General features: G+C 65.0%; 17 protein-coding genes. 4 read left to right on the forward strand and 13 right to left on the reverse strand.

Translation table 11 applies throughout. The annotated features are described in order from the left end of the window. Nucleotides 1–307 precede the first annotated feature (307 nt). Both FHY02_RS21075 and FHY02_RS21080 read left to right on the forward strand, forming a co-directional pair. Nucleotides 308–1,354 (forward strand): CBASS cGAMP-activated phospholipase, encoded by a 1,047-nt coding sequence (locus FHY02_RS21075; RefSeq protein ID WP_183926037.1) that lies wholly within the window; start codon nucleotides 308–310, stop codon nucleotides 1,352–1,354. 6 nt (nucleotides 1,355–1,360) lie between these two features. Then, a complete protein-coding gene (locus FHY02_RS21080; protein WP_183926039.1) occupies nucleotides 1,361–2,767 on the forward strand; it encodes a CBASS cGAMP synthase in 1,407 nt (468 codons plus the stop codon). A 773-nt stretch (nucleotides 2,768–3,540) separates the two neighbouring features. On the opposite strand, the gene FHY02_RS21085 is transcribed toward FHY02_RS21080, so the two are convergent. Further along, nucleotides 3,541–3,882 (reverse strand): hypothetical protein, encoded by a 342-nt coding sequence (locus FHY02_RS21085; RefSeq protein WP_183926041.1) that lies wholly within the window; start codon nucleotides 3,880–3,882, stop codon nucleotides 3,541–3,543. Next, nucleotides 3,879–4,559 (reverse strand): AAA family ATPase, encoded by a 681-nt coding sequence (locus tag FHY02_RS21090; protein ID WP_183926043.1) that lies wholly within the window; start codon nucleotides 4,557–4,559, stop codon nucleotides 3,879–3,881. Before FHY02_RS21090 ends, FHY02_RS21085 begins: the two co-directional genes overlap by 4 nt. Nucleotides 4,560–5,247: 688 nt before the next feature. Between FHY02_RS21090 and FHY02_RS21095 the strand changes: the two genes are divergently transcribed. After that, entirely contained in the window at nucleotides 5,248–6,123 is an 876-nt protein-coding gene (locus tag FHY02_RS21095; RefSeq protein WP_183926045.1) for a hypothetical protein, read from the forward strand. Between the two features lie 176 nt (nucleotides 6,124–6,299). Here the strand turns inward: FHY02_RS21095 and FHY02_RS21100 are convergent, their stop codons facing one another. From FHY02_RS21100 to FHY02_RS21140, 10 genes are all read right to left on the reverse strand, one after another. Then, on the reverse strand, nucleotides 6,300–7,148 hold the full coding sequence (locus FHY02_RS21100) for a CsgG/HfaB family protein (protein ID WP_183926047.1): 849 nt from the start codon (nucleotides 7,146–7,148) through the stop codon (nucleotides 6,300–6,302). Between the two features lie 16 nt (nucleotides 7,149–7,164). Further along, entirely contained in the window at nucleotides 7,165–7,641 is a 477-nt protein-coding gene (locus FHY02_RS23160) for a hypothetical protein (RefSeq protein ID WP_311731903.1), read from the reverse strand. Nucleotides 7,642–7,731: 90 nt separating this feature from the next. Beyond that, nucleotides 7,732–7,935 carry a hypothetical protein gene (locus FHY02_RS23165; protein WP_260173052.1) on the reverse strand — a complete coding sequence of 68 codons (204 nt, stop codon included), beginning with the start codon at nucleotides 7,933–7,935 and terminating at the stop codon, nucleotides 7,732–7,734. Further along, a complete protein-coding gene (locus FHY02_RS21110) occupies nucleotides 7,922–8,209 on the reverse strand; it encodes a hypothetical protein (protein WP_183926049.1) in 288 nt (95 codons plus the stop codon). Before FHY02_RS21110 ends, FHY02_RS23165 begins: the two co-directional genes overlap by 14 nt. Further along, on the reverse strand, nucleotides 8,206–8,709 hold the full coding sequence (locus tag FHY02_RS21115; protein WP_311731904.1) for a DUF2726 domain-containing protein: 504 nt from the start codon (nucleotides 8,707–8,709) through the stop codon (nucleotides 8,206–8,208). The genes FHY02_RS21110 and FHY02_RS21115 overlap by 4 nt, the downstream gene beginning before the upstream one ends. Further along, on the reverse strand, nucleotides 8,694–9,428 hold the full coding sequence (locus FHY02_RS21120; RefSeq protein ID WP_183926050.1) for a type IV secretion system DNA-binding domain-containing protein: 735 nt from the start codon (nucleotides 9,426–9,428) through the stop codon (nucleotides 8,694–8,696). The genes FHY02_RS21115 and FHY02_RS21120 overlap by 16 nt, the downstream gene beginning before the upstream one ends. An 8-nt stretch (nucleotides 9,429–9,436) precedes the next feature. After that, nucleotides 9,437–12,697, reverse strand: coding sequence for a MobF family relaxase (gene mobF, locus FHY02_RS21125; protein ID WP_183926053.1), 3,261 nt, complete (start codon nucleotides 12,695–12,697; stop codon nucleotides 9,437–9,439). 1 nt (nucleotide 12,698) lies between these two features. After that, the gene (locus FHY02_RS21130) at nucleotides 12,699–15,017 is read right to left on the reverse strand and encodes a type IV secretion system DNA-binding domain-containing protein (protein WP_183926055.1); all 2,319 of its coding nucleotides are present in this window, start codon (nucleotides 15,015–15,017) and stop codon (nucleotides 12,699–12,701) included. Between the two features lie 10 nt (nucleotides 15,018–15,027). After that, entirely contained in the window at nucleotides 15,028–15,321 is a 294-nt protein-coding gene (locus tag FHY02_RS21135) for a ribbon-helix-helix protein, CopG family (RefSeq protein ID WP_183925344.1), read from the reverse strand. A 699-nt stretch (nucleotides 15,322–16,020) separates the two neighbouring features. Beyond that, nucleotides 16,021–16,182 carry a hypothetical protein gene (locus tag FHY02_RS21140; protein ID WP_183926057.1) on the reverse strand — a complete coding sequence of 54 codons (162 nt, stop codon included), beginning with the start codon at nucleotides 16,180–16,182 and terminating at the stop codon, nucleotides 16,021–16,023. A 325-nt stretch (nucleotides 16,183–16,507) separates the two neighbouring features. On the opposite strand from FHY02_RS21140, the gene FHY02_RS21145 reads away from it, so the two are divergent. Next, the gene (locus FHY02_RS21145; RefSeq protein WP_183926138.1) at nucleotides 16,508–16,702 is read left to right on the forward strand and encodes a hypothetical protein; all 195 of its coding nucleotides are present in this window, start codon (nucleotides 16,508–16,510) and stop codon (nucleotides 16,700–16,702) included. A gap of 606 nt (nucleotides 16,703–17,308) precedes the next feature. On the opposite strand, the gene FHY02_RS21150 is transcribed toward FHY02_RS21145, so the two are convergent. Beyond that, a complete protein-coding gene (locus tag FHY02_RS21150) occupies nucleotides 17,309–19,705 on the reverse strand; it encodes a hypothetical protein (RefSeq protein WP_183926059.1) in 2,397 nt (798 codons plus the stop codon). Nucleotides 19,706–19,714: the final 9 nt, after the last annotated feature.

Below are 19,714 nucleotides of genomic sequence, written 5' to 3' on the forward strand. Positions count from 1 at the left end.
GGGTTAACCCCGCCCGTTGCTTCACCTGCGCTCATGCGCGACAACACCGGTCAGTCTCTGGTTGCCGCTGGATGAAAGGCGGGGGTCACGTCAGGGCGCTTCGACGTCCATAGCAAACATTCGCTCCGATAGCTGTGGAACCGCAAAGACCTAAGAGCGAACGTTCATATCGCCTGGTCAGCTCTCAAATGCAGAATGCGTTGCGGGGCGGCGCTCAGATGCTCGGGCTGACGCTCACACCGAGTGCGCGCCTCTGGCTGACTCATCCGCAACGCGGATAATTCCCAGTGAGCTATACTCACGGCCGGTGACCTGGTCGCTGTTGCATCCCCATGCGTTCGCGCTATGTTCGAAGAAGGGGGTGCGCGTGGCCTTTCAAATCCTTTCGCTTTCTGGGGGCGGGTTCCTCGGCCTCTACACCGCCGCCATGCTGGCGGAGCTGGAGGAGCGGTCGGGCAAGCCGCTGAACCAGTGCTTCGACCTGATCGCGGGCACCTCGATCGGGGGCATCATCGCGCTCGGGCTCGCCGCCGGGCGCTCGGCCAGTGACATCCGCGATGCCTTCATCGAACATGGACCACACATCTTTCCCCGAGCCCAGCCGAAGACGAAGACCGCCTCGTTCGTCCGATTCGCGCGCAACGTGCCCAAGCCGCTCTACGGCGCCGCTCCGTTGCGCGACACGGTCGAGCAGATCGTCGGCAAGGACACCCGCATGTCGGACCTGGTCCGGCCCGTCGTGATTCCGGCCGTGAACCTCACCAAGGGCGGCCCCAAGGTGTTCAAGACCGGGCATCATCCGCGCTTCGTGTTGGACTGGCGCCTGAAGGTGGCCGACGTGGCGCTCGCCACCTCCGCTGCGCCCACATACTTCCCGGCGCACCGGATCGACGATGAGCTCTTCGCCGACGGCGGCATGTTCGCGAACTCGCCCGACATGATTGCGATGCATGAGGCCGAGATGTTCCTCGGCGCGCGGCGCGATGACATCCGAGTGCTCAGCGTCGGTACGACCACCACCGACTTCGCCATGTCCAGCTCGCTCGACCCGGACTTGGGGGTGTGGGGATGGACAAGAAACCAAAGGCTTACCGACGTGATGATCGGGTCGCAGCAGGCATTGACCAACGATATGATGAAGCACGTCCTCGACGACCGGTACATGCGCATCGACCGCCGTCAGGCCGACGAGCAACGCCGGGAGCTGGCGCTCGACGTGGCGACGCCAGGCGCGGTCACGAACCTGCAGTCGATCGCCCGCGCCTCGTTCGCCGAGGTGTCGGGGGACGACCGCCTGCGCGCCTTCCTCGCGCACGAGGCGCCGCCATTCACCTTCGTCAACGCGAGCATCTGAGGCCCCATGTCCCGCGCCGCACGCCTGTTCCATTCCAAGTCCGACCAGACGCTCTACTCGCGCATCACGCCGTCCAGCGACCAATTCGCGACGCAGCAGGCGCGGTGGAACGACCTGGCCGACTTCCTGAAGTCGCGGCTCAAGGACGACACGGGCTACGCGATGAGCACCTGGCTCCAGGGCTCCTACAAGTTCGACACCCAAATCCGCCCGTGGGAATCCGGCGCCGAATTCGACATCGATCTCGGCCTCTACTTCGAATGGTCCGGCGACGACGACGACGGCGAATACGAGCCCGAAGGGTTCAAGGAACTCGTGCAGAACGCGCTGCTGGACTATGCCGACGACAGCGAGAACGACGCGTCGGGTGTCGCAGATCCGAAGGAGCGCTGCTGCCGCATCGCCTTCAAGCCCGACTTCCACATCGACGTGCCCTCCTACCATTTGGACCGCGGCGCCGACCGGCGCGCTCTTGCAACCGAGACCCGCGGATGGGAGGAGAGCGATCCCAAAGCGGTCTACACCTGGTTCAAGGACCTGCACGGGGACGTGGCCGACCGCGCACAGCTGCGGCGCCTGGTTTGCTACTCCAAGATGTGTGCGGCGCTGAAGATCGAGGACGAGACCGCGCGACCGTCGTCGATCATGCTCACCGTTCTGGTCGCCGAGGCGTTCGGCGAACTCGACCGATCGGACCTGACCGACGATGACGACGTGCTGGAGAAGACGATCACCGTGGTCGCTGACCGGCTGGACGCCGATACCGAGGTCCCCAATCCGGCCGACACCGGCGAGAACCTCAACAGGCTGACGGCTGATGCCAGCAAGGACCTCGTCGCGCGGCTGCGCGAGTTCGAGGATACCGCCCGGCGGGCCAATACCGCCACCAGTGAGGAGAGCGCTGCCGAGATCTGGACCGAGGCCTTCGAGCACTTCTTCCCCATGCCCGAGGACGTCGACGGCGAGAATGGCGGCGAACGCAGCGAGGCGACCGTCGCCAAGAGCACAGCGCTGGCGGCCTACGCCTTTGACCCCCGGATCTACATCCGGGCCGTCTCGAGGGACAACGACAGCTACGTCCGCGATGGCGTGAACTCGATCGCCACGATCGTGAAGAACTGCTCGATCCACTTCGAGCTGATCAACGCGGACGAGCTGCCGGCCGGCGCCTCGGTGCGCTGGACCGTCCGCAACCGCGGGCACGACGCCTGGAGCAAGAACGACATCGGGCATTTCGCCGGGGCGGAGCGCACCGCCGACGAGCATTCCGCCTACAACGGCAACCACGCCATGGACATCACCGTCTACCAGTGGGGCCGCATAATCGGCCGCCGTCGGGTTGAGATCAACGTGCGCGGCGGCGTCGTGCCGCCGAGGAACAAGCCGATGAAGCGCATCCTCAGGCGCCGCTAGATTCGGCCACGTAGCCCTAGGAAGAGAGGAAAAGAAGCACGTTCAAAATCGGCGGATCGTCCAGCATTCCACCAATCACGCAAATCGGTGTTTGCTGAAACTAGCGGCGGCTTCCAGGATCTGTAGCGGCAGGCGCAATGACCGTCATTTGGGGCGCGTAGCTGCCGATCGGCTACCGTTGAACGAAGGGACGCTTACGCCATCTCAGCGCCCGTAAGCGGACGGGCCTTAATGCACCATCCGCGGGCGTTGAGGCCCCCTCCCCTTCGCCTGAACGGACGTCTGTTTTCTCGCGACGCTCGCCCGAAAGCCGACAGGCCGCTTACCACCCTCGGCAGGCACTCAAGCCCCCCTCCCTGCCCTATGAAGGAAGGCTGGTTTCTTCCGGGTCAAAACTGCAAACATGCAGCGCGCCTGCAGCCGAAGAATCGGCGGGCAAATCGATCGATGAAAACGCACGGCCCGCGTTGACCCAGTGCAAGCGCCAGCTTTTGCTTTCATGTTCAGGATCAGAACCTGTGCCACGGATTCTCGCGGGTCGACGTGAGCCACTCGAGCGTGGCTCGTTCGTTCCAACGTGCCGTAGCCGTGAGAGGCGCTTTCCTCGACAATCAGTCAGGCAGACGATCGCATCCCGTCCGCATATCTCCGCTGTAACCGTGCGGGTGCAACCGTGCGGGTCGCCCAGAACGCCACGAGCAAGCGCGTTGCATCTTGGCGGCCTGCTTGCCCCCTCCCCTGCTCCCCAGATCGTTCCCTTCGCTCCGATACTTCTATTTGGCCTTGTTGCGGGCCGCCTCGGCCTCCTCAGCCAAATCCAAGAGAAGCCTCATTGCCTCCCCCTTCCTCATGCGATGCCTATACGCGAAATCGTCATAGCGATCGCGATCCTCCGGCGTCGTCCGGATGTGAAAATTTGCGGTGTAGACGGCAGCTCGGACGGGCGGAGGCGCGGACGCGGGCTTCGGTGCCGTATCGCCGGGCTCGGACTTGAAGCCAAGCCGCTCCCCGCCCTGCCGCGCGGCCGCGCGCTGTTCTGCCGTCGGCACAGGAATATCATCATCTTCGTCGAGCGCGAAATTCGCGAGGCCGGGGCGAGCGCTGCCTTTGGTCATGCCGATGCCTTTTCGTTGAGGAGGGTCAACACGTCGACGGTGAACGCCGCCGCATTCGCACGGGCGGTCGCGAGCGAGCCGACGTCCGTTGCCTTCAGCGTCGCGAGCGTCCCGCCAAAGCTGAACAGCGCGCGGAACGCGCCACGATCCGCCAGTGCGGTGCTAATCACAGGAATGCCAGCCTCTCGAAGTCCGGCGATGATTTGCTTGAGGTCGCGCGGCCATAGGCGGGCGGATGCCTGGGTCTTGGCCAATACCGCCGCGAACTTGAGCGGCTTGTCACGGTGCTTCGAGACCTGCTTAACATTCTTGAACGCACGCGCTGCTTCGTTGGAGTCGAGCGCCGAACCCTGAATTGGAATCAGCGCAAGGTTGGAGACGAGGAGCGCGTTCGTTACTCGTCCAGACGCCCTTCCCTCTAAGTCGACAATGACGAACTTCGCGCGCTTGCGTGCCTCGGTGATCGTGTCGATAATAGTCTCCTCGTCGATCTCCTCCAGCACATCAATGTTCTCAGGCTTGCCGTTCAAAGCTGCCCATTTCGACAGGGGGAAATTTGGGTCGGCGTCGATCAAGATGACATTGGCACCTTGGGCCGCGAGCTCCGTGGCGAGGAGCAGCGCGGTCGTAGTCTTCCCCACCCCGCCCTTGGGTGAAAGCAGCGTGATGACGGGCATTCGAACCTCCAACTTGCACGTTCCCGTGACACGCTGCGTTAAGGCGGTTCGAGCGGTTCGGCAAGCCACAGCGGTTCGAGCAGCCGCAGCGGAGCGCGCGGTTACAGCAGCACGAGGAAACAATACGAAGCGCGGTTGACGAACAGCCGATGCCCTTACGAGGTGTCCGCTCGGCACGCCCCCTTCCCTGCTTGGCAAATCGGCGCACGTCGGCTTCGCGTCCGAGCGGCACGCGCACATTGCCGAATCTTTGTGGCGTTCATCGCCGACCTGGTGGCCGAGAGGCAGACCGAGGTATCCTCGCCTAACTATCGACACACGCCCGACAGCTTCGATTCTCCATTCCCGCCGCAGGAAAGCTCCGAACCAGCTCGGTCGAACGCAGCGTCAGCTCGACAATCGAGAGGAAGTCCGTCTCGATCGGACCGGTTCTACAACTCGCACATAAGTCTTATGTGACTTCAGGGCCGTTGCGAGTTGGCGCGCGTGAGGAGTCAGCCCGGGTGGAGCGCCGGAAGCGCGCGGAGCACGCCGAGAGTGGCGGGCACCGAAGGCGCTGCGGGGAACGGAGAATGCGAGCCGTACGGAGCGTACGGAGCGTACGGAGCGTACGGAGCGTACGGAGCGTACGGAGCGCACGGACTGAGCGGGAAGGCCAGACGGGGCGGAGCAGGGGGGGGGGGGGCGCGTGGAGCATGCGGAGCTTGTGAAGCGTGTGAAGCGTGTGGACCATGCGGAGCTTGCGGAGCTTGCGGAGATTGCGGAGCTTGCGGAGCTTGCGGAGCTTGCGGAGCTTGCGGAGCTTGCGGAGCTTGCGGAGCTTGCGGAGCTTGCGGAGCTTGCGGAGCTTGCGGAGATCGCGGAGATCACGGAGCTTGCGGAGATCGCGGAGATCGCGGAGCTTGCGGAGGTCCCGGAGCTTGCGGAGATCGCGGAGATCGCGGAGATCGCGGAGATCGCGGAGATGGCGGAGATGGCGGAGATCGCGGAGCTTGCGGAGCTTGCGGAGCTTGCGGAGCTTGCGGGGATTACGGAGATTACGGAGATTACGGAGATTACAAAGATTACGGAGATTACGGGGATTACGGAGATTACGGAGATTGCGGAGATTGCGGAGATTGCGGAGATTGCGGAGATTGCGGAGATTGCGGAGCTTGCGGAGCTTGCGGAGCTTGCGGAGCTTGCGGAGCTTGCGGACGAGCCCGAGCGGGAGGAGCGGGCAAGGCGAGCGGGACGTGCGGAGCGTACGAGCGGGAAGGGCCGAACGGGCGGAGCAGGGGAGCGTGTGGAGCGTGTGGAGCGTGCAAAGCGTGCGGAGCGTGCGGCCCGTGCGCAGCAGAGGGAGCGTGCGGAGCGTGCGGAGCAGGGGGAGCGTGCGAAGCGGGCGGAGCAGGGGGAGCGTGCGGAGCGTTCGGAACGAACGGAGCGTACGGAGCGTACGGAGCGTACGGAGCGTACGGAGCAAACGGATCGAAAAGAAGGGGCCAAGCGGGGGGAGCGTGCGGGAGCGTGCGGAGCGTGCGGGAGCGTGCGGAGCGTGCGGCAAGGTACCGGGATGGGCTGAGCCGAGTGCTTAAGCGCTTTTGGTGTCTCCTCGCCGGCCCAGCTATCTGCAGTCGACCGAAACAGATCGTGTTTGCGAGTTTGCGGTCTTATAACTGGGGCCGTGGTTTGAAGGGGAGGGGAGGGTGCTTCAGGCCCGCGTGTCGACCGTCCATCCGATCCTCTCCTCCCTCCTCTTCACTGCCTCGGCGCGACTGCTGCCGGTGCCGCCGGACCGTTCGCAGGCGGTGACGCTCCAGTGGTCGGCGTGGTTGGGGCAGGAGTGGGCGCAGCCGCGGGTGCGATCCGCGACTGCGCCTGCGTCGTCAGCTTCCGGAAGGCGTCGAGCATGGCAAGCGAGGTGATCTTGCCCATGTCGGTGCTGGTGTAGGTTCCGCCGAGGGCACCGACGCCGGCGTTGTTGAGGAGGCCTCCTCCAAGCACGGAGATGTCCTTCTTCCGCGCAGACCCGGTCGCGATCGCCTGCTGTATGCCCGTCTTCACCTCGACGAGGGTGAGCATCGTTTGGCTTGATTTCACCTTCTGCTTGAAGCCGAGGCCGCCCGGGAACATCGATCCGAGCCCGCCTCCGCTGCCACCGGAGTCATTGTCAGAGTAGAGCACCTTCGCCTGCAAGAGGTAGTCGGCCGCCTTGAGCGTCGCCTGGTTGTTCGCTCCGGCGACCGAACCACCCGCAGCTAGCTGCCGCTCACGCTGAAGAGCGTCGAACCCCTCGCCGCGATCGACGACCTGGAAACAGCCCGACTGAGCGACGAGCAGCTTGAGAAGGGGGAGGGGGTCGACACGCTGATTGCCGCCATTCTGCGCCTGCGCCATCCGCATCATCGCGGCTATGCCTGGCGGCAGGCCTTCCTCTGTGCCGCCTGCAGCACGTTCCTCTACCAGCGCGATGGTCCCAAGCGAGCGGTCGCATCGCGGCACCTCAGTGGTCTCGTCGATGCCGATGCCGCCCTTGCCGGTCTTCTGTGCCAGCGCTGGCGCCGTTGTCAGCGCCAGCACCGATATGAGTGCGAGTGTCCTGTGCATTGTACCCTCCCTTGGTTTAATTCAGTGGCTTCGGATTTTTGATGTTGATGCTCGTATGGAGAGTGCCGGCCGGCGATTGATGAAGATCGATGCCGGCTCCGCGCCGACGCGTGAAGACCATCGGTCGCACGACCGTCTCGTACGTCGTCGACGGCCCGAAATAGCTCGTCGTCCCGTGCCATTTGTCCCCCTCGATGATTTTCATCCGGTAGGTGCCAGGAGGCACGGGCACTGTGACATCATCGTTACGGTGAACATAGACCGAGATGACGTGAGCGTCTGTCTCGCGCTTGAAAAGCTGGACGACGGCGTTGGCCTGGTCGGTCGCGACTTTCATCTGCGAGGTAGCACTGCGCGGATCCACGTCGTTGCTCACGGTGACAGTCCCAGTGGCGGGGAACGCGATCTCTGGTGTTCTGTCCGGAAACCAGCCCGCCCTCTTTGCCTCGCGATACGCCGGGATGAGGATGCCGACCGCTGACAGCAGCAGCACCAATCCCTGAAACGGATGCGGTTTGAAGAGCGGAGGGGAAGGGCGAAAGCGTCCCTTCTGATAATCGAAGCCGCGGTTCTTGGCGGCGAATCACGCACCGCCTCCGGTGCCGCTTGCCTTCATCTTGATTGGCTTGCCAACCCAGCTGGCGCTACCGAGCGGCACCGTCTTCTTGTAGCCGGCGCCGGCCTGCTCACGCCGTGCCTTCTTGTCGTTCCAAGTCGTGTCGCCTTGGTCGAGGCCCTGACGCTTTCGATAGCGCTCGCGCATGTAGTCACGGTCATCGAGCCCCATCAAACTGCTCCCCTTGTCGAAGTTGCTGCAGGCGCCTGCGACGGTGGATTGCTGCCAGCTGGGCGGCAAAATCAGCTATCACCTCGCCATAGAAGTCGGCGACCTCACGCTCCTCGCGGCACTCGGGCGCCAACGTGGCCGCTGCGAGGACGAGATGGGCAGCGGCGACGTTCGATCGCTCCATGACCTTGAAGGCCAGCGTACGATACTCGGCCGCCAGCTCGGCCAGATCCTCGCCACCTTCGGTGACGTCGTTGGCAACGAGCCGCGTCACGCGGGCTGTTCCGTGAACGTCGCCGCGACGGGGGCACGGAGGTGGCCCACAAAGGCAACGACGTCATGGTAATTGGGTTGGACACGACCGGGTATCCGGACCGTCCGGTAACCGGCGTAGCCTGTCATCTCGTCGCGCACGCGGTCCCGAGCGGCGTGGTGACTTCGGTCGTCGACCTCGATCAGCGCGAGGATGGCGCCAGTCGCTCGATCCTGCGCTACGAAGTCGACGATCTTCTGCGAGAACGCATTGCGATCCGAAAGCTTGCGCTTGCGCAGCGGGTTATTCGGCACCTGCAGCAGTGCGCCCATCGCGACCTGGGCGTGGATGCGGCAATGGGGCAGGGCACGCTCCAGCGTTGTCAGCATCGCTGTTTCACGCGCGGTCAGGAAGCGCTTGGCAATCGGCCGCGGTGGACCGAACAGGTTGCCGGCGCCGATCGCCTTTAAGATGGCCACGACGCATACGATGGCGACAAGCAGGGCTATCGACCGGTCCACTGGGCACCTCCAGCCGACTGCAGAGCGCGTCTTGCCGCGACGTTCTGACCTGTCTTGTCCGGCTTTCCTGCGAGATGGACCGGCCGGCCCCTAGCTGCCTCCATCTCGACGATGCACGCGATCGCCGCGGCGATCATCGGATCTCGCCCACCAGGTCCGCAAGCCATGAAAAGGATACTGCCGGCCGCGCCGGACAGCCAACGTCGGAGCGAGACGCGAGGCATCTTACCCTCGTGTGGCTGGAAGCTACAGCTCAGAACCAGGTAGGCGAGCACGGAGAACGACAGCCGATCCGCCTCGTCACCAGATGCAAGGTCGAGGCGTTCCAGCCACGATCTCACCCGACCGGGTTGCAGCGAAAGGGCCCGCTGCCGCACGCCGGCGAGACTGCCATGCGGCTCGCTGGCTTCGCTGTGGAGGAACTCTTCGACCAACAGTGCGGTCACATGGTGGAAGAATAGCCCGCCGTCTGGCGAGGCGGTGATCGCCTCTGCGGCTCGCGCGAAATCCTCATTCGAGCGATGGTCGGCGAAGAAGTCCCAATTCCCGAATGCCGGGTTGAGCAAGAGATCGACCTGCTGGTCGGCGATCGTCGACGGCAGATCATAGCCAGTGTCGATGATGACCACACGCTCGCCATCACGCCTTGCGAGCCCGACAAGCTCCTCGAGCAGTGCTCCCGGAAGGGTGTCCAATGTGCCTTCTACGATAAGGGTCATGGCGGTCCTCACATGTCCAGGCCAAGGTGCTTCTGCGGCAGCCCGGGTATCTGGTCGGCGATCGCGGGCATCGCGGGCAGGGCGCTCAGATCGTCCATATTGAGCGGCCGCAGCCCAAGTTCGTCATCCTTGCGCAGCTCGGCCGGCTTCTCGCGGTCCTCGCCATTCTTACGGTCGAGCGACGGCGCGTCGGCCTCGAATTGCTTCGGATCGGAGTAATCCGTCTCCGACTTGCCCATGTCCGGCAGATCGGTGAGATCGAGGCTGGCGACGTCGATGAGCGTCTTGCCAACCTCGTCATGGTCGAGCGACGCGACCGCGGCGCTCAGGGCATCGTCGGCCGCCTGGTTCCGCGAGGAGGTGCCGTCGATGTCGAGGCGGCCCAGGCTCTCCAAGGACGCGGTCTTGTCACCGCGGTTGCGATCCAGCTGCCGCTCGAGCTTCTGCTGGTTGTCGACGACCATGGTCAGGTCGAAGCGGATACGGGTGACCCCAACGTTGAAGAGGCGCTGATTGGAGAGGTTGCGCTCGTAGCTGAGCATCACCGTGATGGCTTTGTTGGTGGTCACGCCCTGCGCCATGTGCATGTTGAGCGAGTAGGCGAGGTCCATCCGCTGCATCATCGGATCGCCCTTCTCGAGCGTGAGCTTCTCCTTGTTCGCCAGCTCGACGGTGACCTTTCCGCCCTCGATCCCCGTGATGGTGGCCAGCGAGGCATTGTCGATGCCGCGCTCCTTGTCGTTGTCGGTCCAGCGGATGCGATCGCCCTCGTGGATCTTGATCGTCTCCAAGGTGGCGAGCGACATGCGATCCCGGCCCATCATGGGATCGATCTTCTGCGGATCGAACCTGATCCGTTGACCGTCTTTGCGGATCTCGACCTTCCCGTTGGCGAAGACGCGCGTCACCTCGCCCGAGCCACGTTTGAGGTCGAGCTCGGCGACGTAGCCCTTTACCTCGAGCCGCTGCCCCTTCTCGTAAGACTGCGCGTAGCGGAGATCCTCTTTCGGCAGGTTGACGTTCTGGATGACGGTGATGAACAGCCCGTCGCCCTTGAGCGTGCCCTCATTCAGCAAGCCCTTCTGCACCGCCTTGTTGATGGCCGCTCGGGTGGCGCGGCCGGAGGCAAAGATGGCGGTCTCGGCCCGCTCGGCAGGTGTCAGCTCCAGCCACATCTCGGAGGCCTTGGCCGCGGGATCCTCGTGCTCAACCACCTTGTCGCCGAGCACCTTCATTGCCTGGCCGGAGCGTCCGATATTGGCGAGCGCGGCCACCGTCTTCAGCTGGTCGCTCTGCTGGCGCAGGTTCTCATCCATGCGCGCCATGCCGATCCTGGCCGCCTGCATCATCGCGAACGCTTTGCCGGCGTTGATGGGGAGGAGCTGCTGGCGATCACCGATGAGGGCGATCTTCTCGATGCCGAGCGCTTCCGCGATCGTCAGCATCTTCAGCATCTGATCGTTTGACACCATCGACGTCTCGTCGACGACGATGACGGTGTCCTTCAACTCGTCGCGGCGGGCCTGCGCCGCGGGCGTGTTCGGGTTGGTGGCGTACTTCTCGTTGTGCCAGACAAAGTGAGCGATCGTCTCGGCGCTGACACCGGCCGCCTCCATCTGATCGACCGACATCTCGCGGGTGGGGTTGGCGTCCGGCCGCGCCATGCCCTGCTTCATGTCGGTGACCATCTTGTTCTGGAAGGCAAGGCCGAGCACCGACTTCCCCTCGGCCTCCACGACGCGGGCGACCGCCTGCAGCATGGTCGACTTGCCGGCACCGGCGATGCCCTGGACGGCGACGATGCGGTCCGTGGTGGAGACGATCAGCGTCGCGGCTGCGAGCTGGCCTTCGTTGAGTGGGTGAGGGGAGGCGGCCTGCAGGCGGTCCGGAGCCTCCGAGGGCGCCACCAGCGCCTTTCCGCTGTCCTTGCCTGCCTCGACCCGCTCGAGGATCCTCTCCTCGGTCCTGAGCGCCTCCGGCGTCGTCACGGCTGCCACCATCCGTCCCTCGTGACGGATCTCGCCCGGCAGCAGCTTGCCCTTCTCGATCAGCTGCTCGATGCGGGCTTCGACCTGCTCGATCGTGACCGCGGATATGTTGTAGTTGAGCGCCTTCTTGGCGATCTGGTTCTTCTCGATGGCAGCCTCGTTCTCGCTGAGGCTGCGAATGGCCGAAGCGACGGCTATCTGCGCGCCCGCCTGACCGGGCGTCTGCGACAGGCGGACGATGCCGCGATCAATCAGCGGATCGGGCGAGCGCAGCATGCCGGACACCGTCTCGCGCGCGACCTTCACGGCGTCGGCGATGGCATGGTAGCTGCGCGCGATCGGACCGGCGGCTTCACGCTGCTCCATCTTGGCAGCGAGCCGCATCGCGTTGTCGAGCAGCTCCTTGCCGTCGAACCCCTTCTCGGCCGCCTCCTTCATCCACTCGAGCACCAGGCCGTCGCGGTCCTCGATGCTGAGTTTCGGATCGCGGGTGGTGACGGTGACGCCGTCGCGTCCCTTAGGAGAGACGATGCCGAGCTCGGCTGCCTTCTCGAGGATCTGTTCGCGGCGCTGGCTGAAGGTGTCGAGCACCTCCTTCGGCACGCCGACGATCTCGAACGTACCGTTCTTCCCGCTGGCCACCAGCTGGTAGCCGAGCTTCTCCAGCTCGTTGCGGAGGTAGGCGTGATAGATCGCGCCGATGAGGGTGTTGTTGGCCCAGATCTTGTCGGCGTGCAGCGCGTGCCACTCGCCGTCCGGCCCCATCGTCATGTTGCCCGTGATCGCGTGGATGTGGGCCTGCGGGTCGAGCGCCCGGCTCGTGTCGTGCTGGAAGAGCGCATAGACCAGGTTGCCGGTCTTCAACGTCTCGGTTTTGCCGTCCTTGGTAATGCGCGTCTCGGCGAGGTTCTTCTCGACCCAACGCATTGTCTGCTGGACCGCCTTGGTGTGCGCGCCGTCGGGACCAAGAATGCGCTTGTCGCCGGCGATATAGGCCATGATCGACACCGACTTCGGCGCCGAGAAGGTGAGGTCGTAGCCTGTGCGGCGCCCGGGGCGCTGGTCGACCTTCTCGCCCGACGGCAGCTCGCCGTGCAGGACCTTGCTGAACGCCTCCTGCGTGACGGTGCCGGTGAGGCCGGCTGCGGCCGCGCCTTCACCGCCCCACAGGCTGACCTCACCGGCCTTCTCGTCGGTGTAATAGGCACCGGCGACAAAGTCGTCCTTGGTGAAGTATTTCGCCGCGCCCGAGGCCGACTTCACGCTCGCGATCGAGTGCATGTCAGTCGCCCATGCCCAGGCCGTCGTCGATCTCGTCGGGGAAGGCGTCACGTGCCTCCCGGATCGACAGATCCTCCGAGCGTTCGTCCATCGACATGCGATCGCCGCGGTCGCGGTGTTCGGGCTGCGGTGTGACGCTCTGGCCGTTCATCGACTGCGCCCGCTCGTCGCGATCCTCCTCGCCGGATCGCTCCGAGGAGGATGCCGCACGCGGGTCACTGCTGCCCCGCGCGGTGGCATCGAGCGACAGGCCGTCGTTCGACCGATCCAGCTCGCCCTCGGTCGGCTGCGAGAGGATGCTGGCGGCGAGGTTGTTCGCCTCATTCGCCGGCGTCACCTCATCCTCCGTCAGCGCCAGCGACTCCCCACGCCCGCCTTCGTCATCACCACCTTTCGGCTTGCCTCCACCTCCGCGCGCACCCGACCGGGCGTCGTCCGGCTTGTCCGGTTTGCGGGGCACGAAGCCCTCGGCGACCTTGGGGTAATGCTCCCACTCGAGCTGGATGCGCGCGGCGGGGAAACCATCGGGGAATTTGATGAAGCCGTGCATCGACGGCAGGTTCGTGATGTCGTCGGGAATGACGAGCGGCTCGATCTGCTTGCGGGGCGTCAGGGTCGAGGCGTCGCGGGTGCTGTTATAGCCGTAGCTATAACCCTCATCCATTTGCCGGATTTCGCGGTTCCCGATGTACCGTGCGCACTGCTCGGCGGTATCGAGATCGGCCGCGGCGAGGATCAGCTTGGTGCGTGCGAGCGACGAGAGGTTGCGCGCGTTTTCCTCTCCGTAGACCTGCACCAGCTTGTCGAAGGAGTGCAGGCCGAGGATCATCGCCCCGCCGTAATTTCGCGCGGTCTGCAGGCCGCTCTCGATGGCCGGCAAGCGGTGCAGCGCGCCCAGCTCGTCGAACATGAACCAGGTCCTGAGCGACCGGGTTTTCGCCATCGTCATGAGCGAGTGGATCGCGAGGTTGGACCACAGCGTCAGCAGCGCGCGGTTCATCTCGAGGTCGGTGTAGTTGGAGGTGATGAAGAGGATCGAGCCAGGCTTCTTCTCGCCCGTCATCCAGCCCTTGATCGAGTAGCTCGGGCCGGTGTCGGGGAGGAAGCGGAGCACCTGCGCGTTGGTGTTGAAAACGGCGCGGATCGACTCCGCCATCTTGGCCGCTTCCGGAGCCGTGATGGGGTCGGCGATCGTCTTGGCGAGGTGCTTGTGGACCTGCTTCAGGTCGGCCGTCATGAGGTTGTCGGCCAGCGCCTGGTTCGACATCATGTTCTTCTCGATGAGCTTCATGCACATCTCGATGAACAGGGTGCGCGCGGCGAGCGCCCAGAAGGGCTCGGCCGCGCCGCCATCCGACGGGATCAGGGCCGCGGCCGCAGCGGTAAGTTCGCTGTAAGTGCTGCAATCGTTGAAGATCGACCAGGCCGGGCAGCGCGCGTCGAGCGGGTTCAGGATCGTGTCGCGCTCGGGGTCGTAGAAGGCCTCCACATAGGCGCCCGTCAGGTCGAAGATCACGGCGCTGTCCTGGCGCTCGCGCATCTGCTGGATGTGCTTGCGCAGCGCCGTGGTTTTGCCCGAGCCGGTGGTGCCGAGCAGCATCGTGTGCGACTGCTCGAGGCGGTGCGGGTAGGGGATGCCGGCAATGTAGTAAGGGTGATGGATGCCGCCCGCTTTCCGCGCGCCGAACGGCAGCTTCAGCACCTCGTTCGCGGTCTTGCCGGGGAAGAGGGTCTGAGCCTCCTTCACGAACTCAATCTTGTTGTGCTGGACGATCTCAGCGTAGAGCAGATTGCGCTCGACCAGCATGGCACCGCGCTCGTGGCGTTCCTGGATCATGGCCTTGCCGCGGCGCTTCGAGAAATCGACGAACCAGATGGCCAGCGGCACCGTCACGCAGGTGGCGATCATCATCGATCCCAGCACCCCGCGAACCGCCTTGTCCCACGCGCGGGCGACCTCCGGAACGTAGGGCACGTAGCCCATGATCGTGCGGTGCAGGCTGTTGTCCGGCATGCGCAGGTCGACCTGCTTCAGATTGTCGAGCGCGACCCAGTTCCAGAGGCTCGACAGGATGCGCATGCAGATGAGCTGCACGTTGTTCTCGTCGAGGGTGATGGACAGGATGATGACATAGGCGAGGGCGAACACGCCGAGCCACATCAGGACCGGCAGCTTGGCCCCCTGCAGCCACATCAGCACCTGGGTGTTCAGGAGCTGCGAACCGCGGGTGAAATTGCCCGAGTTGCGGGGTGTATCGCCGCGGGAGGAATGGTGCTCCTGCGGGATCGCCAGGCGGTTGTTGCGGATGTCGCGCCGCATGCCCTTGGGGTCATCGCGCGCCATGGTATCGCTCCATGCGGCGATCCGTTTCTAGCACCAGCGTATCGCGCAGCTCCGGGTGTTCTTCCCGAATGATCGCGTCGAGCGCGACCTGCGTATATTCGGCGACGCGAAGGTGGCGCAGTTCGCTGGCCGAGAAGCGCTGGTGGCCCTCGAGATACTGAATGATTGCAGACCGCAGGATCTCGGCCATCGATCGATTTTGATCGACGGCTAGCTGTTCCAGTCGCTGCAGGTGCTCGGGTTCGAACCGGACGGTCCGAGCGAACTTTGAGCGTTTCAAACCAACCTCCTAGCAGGGAGGATGGTGGGCACTTCGACCGTTTTGCTATATTCTCTCTCGGCCGGCCTGGCAACAGCCGTCGTAGGCTGTGGTTAGAATACGCACCGGTGAGAACTTGTTAAAACGGCGGAAATCTGCCAGTTCTCAAACGGGTTCAACCCGGTGCGCAAACGAGTTCAACCCGGTGCGCCCTCGAAACGGGCAGAAAACCCCAGAAATCAGGGAAAAACGGCAAGCGAAGCTTGCGTAGGGTGTGCTGTCAATTCAGCACATGGTACGCGCGAATAAGGCTGGCGTACAAAGCGTTGAACACGACCTGATTACCGCCTTTCTGCAGGGATTTAGGCGCGCGGGACAGCGCGCCTCGATGCCGCTCCGAATCGCTCTCCAACGCGGCCTGTTCCCTCTTTGGCCCGCTTTGGGGATCAAATAGCCATCACAAGGATCCGAACTACTTGCGATCGCCTGAGGCACAGCAGACCAGGGTCGCTTCGCTGCTACTTGCTCCGCCACGGGCGGTACCCGAACGCCTACAAAGCCTTCTATGAAGCGATTGGCCCACGTGCGCGGCTGTGGGAGCTGCAACTAGAAGCTAGCTTGAGGGCTAAAGCGACACGCGAGAGCGACGGCTCTCTGAAGCCGGCTTTGTCGCAACGGGCGAGCGCAATTCGCGAGCGACGACGTTTGTAAAACCGGAATTTAGAGGGCGCGAAGCTCGCCCGGCGCCTTCTCAAGCTTCAAACCGCTTTCGGCGGCGGCGGCTTCCGCTTCGCGTTCAAGATCCGGCGCGGAAGGCCGTTTCGAGCGACTGGGTGCGAGGCGGTATGCCGCTCGCCGGCTAGCCGTCAGGATCATCAGCATAGCAGATCGGCCGTCCGATCTGTGCAGGATCAAAGATCGCTGGCGGTTCCGTTTCGGCCCCGTGTTCTTTGGATCAGCGATCGTGTCAGAGGAAGGCCTGCGCGGCCCAGACGCCACTATCCGGCGGGCACATGTTGGACGCTGCGACCAGCTTGGCGCTTGCCTCCAATTGGATGCAACGGCGAACGACGTGGACCTGAACTTTGCGTAAAAGGTCGGGAGGCGATTCTCCGTCAGCGAGCGCGAACCCGGCCGCGGGGGACGGTCGTTGTGGGGGGGGGCAGATGGACGTCGCTGCGCACTCATTGGTGAAGGACTTCGACCCATGGGACTGCTGGATCGCATCACCTCGTTGTTCGACGATTGGCATGCCTCGCCATGCCTCTCGACGACCATTGAGCCTGCTTTAAACCCCGCTAATGGCCTGCCGATGACCGGTGGCATCGGCGGCGTTGATGTGCTCGGCAATACCTTCGGCACTGACCTGACTGCGCACCGTCATGACGACAACGTGAAATAGACTGCGCAGCCCAAGAAATCGGCGACCTAAATTGCGGCCCTTCATTGCGGTCCCGTTGACCATGCGGCCGCCGCAGGTAAGACACAGGGCCGTGGACATGGCGCCGGCTCCGCACCGTGCAGTCCTGCGAGGGTGACAGCGCGAGGGACGCGCGTCCGGCATGCCGACGAGCTTGCGTCGGTGGTTAGCTGCCGTCCGCTTTCGGGAACCGGCCGGCGAAAGCCGCTGTTCGTTCAGCGGACAGGGGAGGGGGCTTGAGCGCCTGCCGGGATGGAAAGCGGAATGGCCGCTTTTGCCGGCGATCGCGAAAAAGTGGACGTCCATACAGGCGGCCTAGCGGGGGGGCTTGAACGACTGCAGCTGGGGGGTAAGCGGCCCGTCTGCTTTCGAGCATTCGACACCGGTAAGCTGCCCCTGTTCGGAAACCGGCGCAGGGCGCTACAAACGCCCGTTGATGGTGAACCAACGCGTGATCTTCGTACCGGAATGCACGTCATGATAGCGCCGCGGGTGGCGCGTCGGTCAATGGATCAACGACGCTAACGAGCGCCGGATGCTCTCGCGTTTCGGTCGGCGGGCGAGGCCCACGGGCGCCGTCGCGCGCGCCTACTGGGCGGCCGCGCCGCGGAGCCCGAGGGGGACGCCGACCCACTGCGCGTCGTGCGAGCCCAGCGGGCAGCCAGCCTCCGGGGCGCCCGGGTCGGCGCCGAGCGCGCGCGCGATCTCGTTGAGGGCCGCTCGCTGGCACGCGACCGTCGCCTCGGACCGGGTCGCCGGCCGGCCGGAGCGACCTGCGGCCGACGGAGGTCGCCGTGTTAGCGCGGCGTCGATCGCGTTGCGCGAGCTCAGCGACAGCGACCAACTCATGGCCGTCTTGCGACCCGCCAGAAGCGGCCCGAGGTTGAAGGTCGCGCGGTAGGTGTCCGTCAGCCCGACCGCGCGTAGGGAAGAGAGCCGCTTAGCGCCGAGCACGCCGCGCGAAGTGCGTGTGCCGTAGAGAGCGCCGACGACGGACCGCACCCCCGCCGCAACGCGGAGCGTCGATGCCTCGGGCAGGGCCACTCCGAGGCTCGTCGCCGCGCTGTCGGCTGGGTCCATTTCATTTGGATAGCGGGCCAGGTTGTCGACCGAGTGCGGATCGCCAGGCGCGTCGTCGTCGTTGTTGATCTCGATGATGAGGATGGGGCGAGACCGCCCCACCGTGGCGCGGATATGACGCGCCACGTCGTAGAGCGTCTCCAGCCCCCCGTTTTCGAAGTAACCCCCGTCGACCAGATGGAGCGTTCCACCGGGCGTCGGCACGGTCGCGGCGGGGCTGATCAGCGGAAAGCGGGCGGAGTTCAGGATCGCCGTCGCCCCGGATACCGACCGGCCGAACAGGTCGACGAAGTCGTGGCTGTCCTCGAAGACGGCCGGCTCGACGCGGATCGGGGCGGTGATGACGCGCTTCCCGTCCTCGACCAGCGTGCCGTTGGCAAGGACGAGGGGAACCCAGGGACCGCCAGCCTCGAGCGAGCTCTCCCAAATCGCGAGAAAGTCGGCAGCAAGCTTCCCTGCCTGCGGCGCGCAGCCCGTGCGCCGCTGCCCCACGGCATCCGTCCAGCCGATCGACCAGCCCTCCTCGAGCGAGCTCGCCCGGTCGCGGAACACAGGCAGCGGCATCGTCGACTGGGTCAGGTCGGGATACAGGAGCCCGGCGATGGCGGGCGACAGGTAGTCCGCACCCACGAATGCGCGGTCGAAGGCGAGCCGCGCGGCTGGATCGTAGGGGCAGGACGCGCCGTCGACCTGCTGGTCGGCGAGCCACGCCGCGTATCCGGTGGCCGCGAGCGTTCCGCCCGAGACAGAGCTAATCGCGAATACCTGCCGGCCGAACCTGCCGCCAGTCCGATCGTCAAAAGCCCGCAGAACGGCGGCTGTCCAGTATGCCGCGCGGGAGGCTCCGCCTGCCGTCGCGACCAAGATCACCGGACCTCCAGGCGTCCGGCGCTCCCACGCGGCGAAGGCGGCGTCCAGCGTCGGCCTTCGCGCGACGAGCTGGGAGGGGACGGGCGAGACCGCGTGGTTGTCGTTGGTGGCGCTGAACAGCACGATCAGCAGCAAAACGACGCTCACTACCGGCAGACGCGACCCGAAGAGAATGAGCAGCAGGAAGCTCGCTAGGGCGATGACCGAGCCGACGGCCCCGAACGCGATCGACGCCGCGCCCACTCCGACGGCGAAATGCGTGCGCACGACGGGTGTCGAGAAGAGGACTAGGACCGCCACGGACATGGCGAAGGTCACGCCGACGAAGGCCTCGTCGCCGAGCGTAAGGCTCAGATCGTGTCGGCCGCCGAGCCTGCGGAGCAGGGGGGCCAGCCGCCCAGAGGGGCGGACCCACCAGCTGAGCCGCAGCCGCCTCTCGACGAGGGCGCGCCGGCGCACAAAGAAGCCGGCCAGGACCAAGGTGGTGCCGGCGAACAGGCAAAGGGCGATCCACACGTCGCGGAGGTGCTCCCAGCCCGTCACCATGACCGCCGCGGTGCCGGCCAGAAGGGGTCCTATTCCGAGCAGGCGCCGCAGCCAGCGGAAGCCAGCAGGCTCCTCCCGCGAGACCCTAGCGCGGGTCAGGAGGTGCGGCCAGTACCACGCGATAAGGCCGCTCCACACACACGCGGCCAGAAAGCAGCCCCATCGGAAGTAGGATCGAATGGCAGCCTCGGTCCACCAGCCCTGCGGATCGCGTATGTAGCTGTTCGCGGAGTCCACCAAGTCCCGCACCACGTCGAGGCCCTGGGGCCGCGCGAGGATCATGATCCCGAGCGTGATCACAAGGATGGAGATACGCGCGTCCATCAGGCGGCGCCACTCGCCGCGGCGCCGCAGCACCCACGACCTCAGCCTCGCAACCCAACGCCATTCGCCAGCAACCTGCGACACAAACCGCTTCCCCACGTCCCCGGTCTCGACGATGCGCCGTTCCGCGATCGAGGTCGAGCCGCAGATCGCGGCCGCGAGCATCACCCCGGG

Source organism: Sphingomonas sp. BK069 (genome assembly GCF_014193405.1).
Lineage (GTDB): Bacteria > Pseudomonadota > Alphaproteobacteria > Sphingomonadales > Sphingomonadaceae > Sphingomonas.

Bases quoted from the DNA above. Each gene is read 5' to 3' on its own strand.
- FHY02_RS21080 (WP_183926039.1), top strand. From the start codon at position 1,361: ATGTCCCGCGCCGCACGCCTGTTCCATTCCAAGTCCGACCAGACGCTC.
- FHY02_RS21085 (WP_183926041.1), bottom strand. From the start codon at position 3,882: ATGACCAAAGGCAGCGCTCGCCCCGGCCTCGCGAATTTCGCGCTCGAC.
- FHY02_RS21090 (WP_183926043.1), bottom strand. From the start codon at position 4,559: ATGCCCGTCATCACGCTGCTTTCACCCAAGGGCGGGGTGGGGAAGACT.
- FHY02_RS21100 (WP_183926047.1), bottom strand. From the start codon at position 7,148: ATGCACAGGACACTCGCACTCATATCGGTGCTGGCGCTGACAACGGCG.
- FHY02_RS23165 (WP_260173052.1), bottom strand. From the start codon at position 7,935: ATGGGGCTCGATGACCGTGACTACATGCGCGAGCGCTATCGAAAGCGT.
- FHY02_RS21120 (WP_183926050.1), bottom strand. From the start codon at position 9,428: ATGACCCTTATCGTAGAAGGCACATTGGACACCCTTCCGGGAGCACTG.
- mobF (WP_183926053.1), bottom strand. From the start codon at position 12,697: ATGCACTCGATCGCGAGCGTGAAGTCGGCCTCGGGCGCGGCGAAATAC.
- FHY02_RS21130 (WP_183926055.1), bottom strand. From the start codon at position 15,017: ATGCGGCGCGACATCCGCAACAACCGCCTGGCGATCCCGCAGGAGCAC.
- FHY02_RS21140 (WP_183926057.1), bottom strand. From the start codon at position 16,182: ATGCTGATGATCCTGACGGCTAGCCGGCGAGCGGCATACCGCCTCGCA.
- FHY02_RS21145 (WP_183926138.1), top strand. From the start codon at position 16,508: ATGGGACTGCTGGATCGCATCACCTCGTTGTTCGACGATTGGCATGCC.
- FHY02_RS21150 (WP_183926059.1), bottom strand. From the start codon at position 19,705: ATGCTCGCGGCCGCGATCTGCGGCTCGACCTCGATCGCGGAACGGCGC.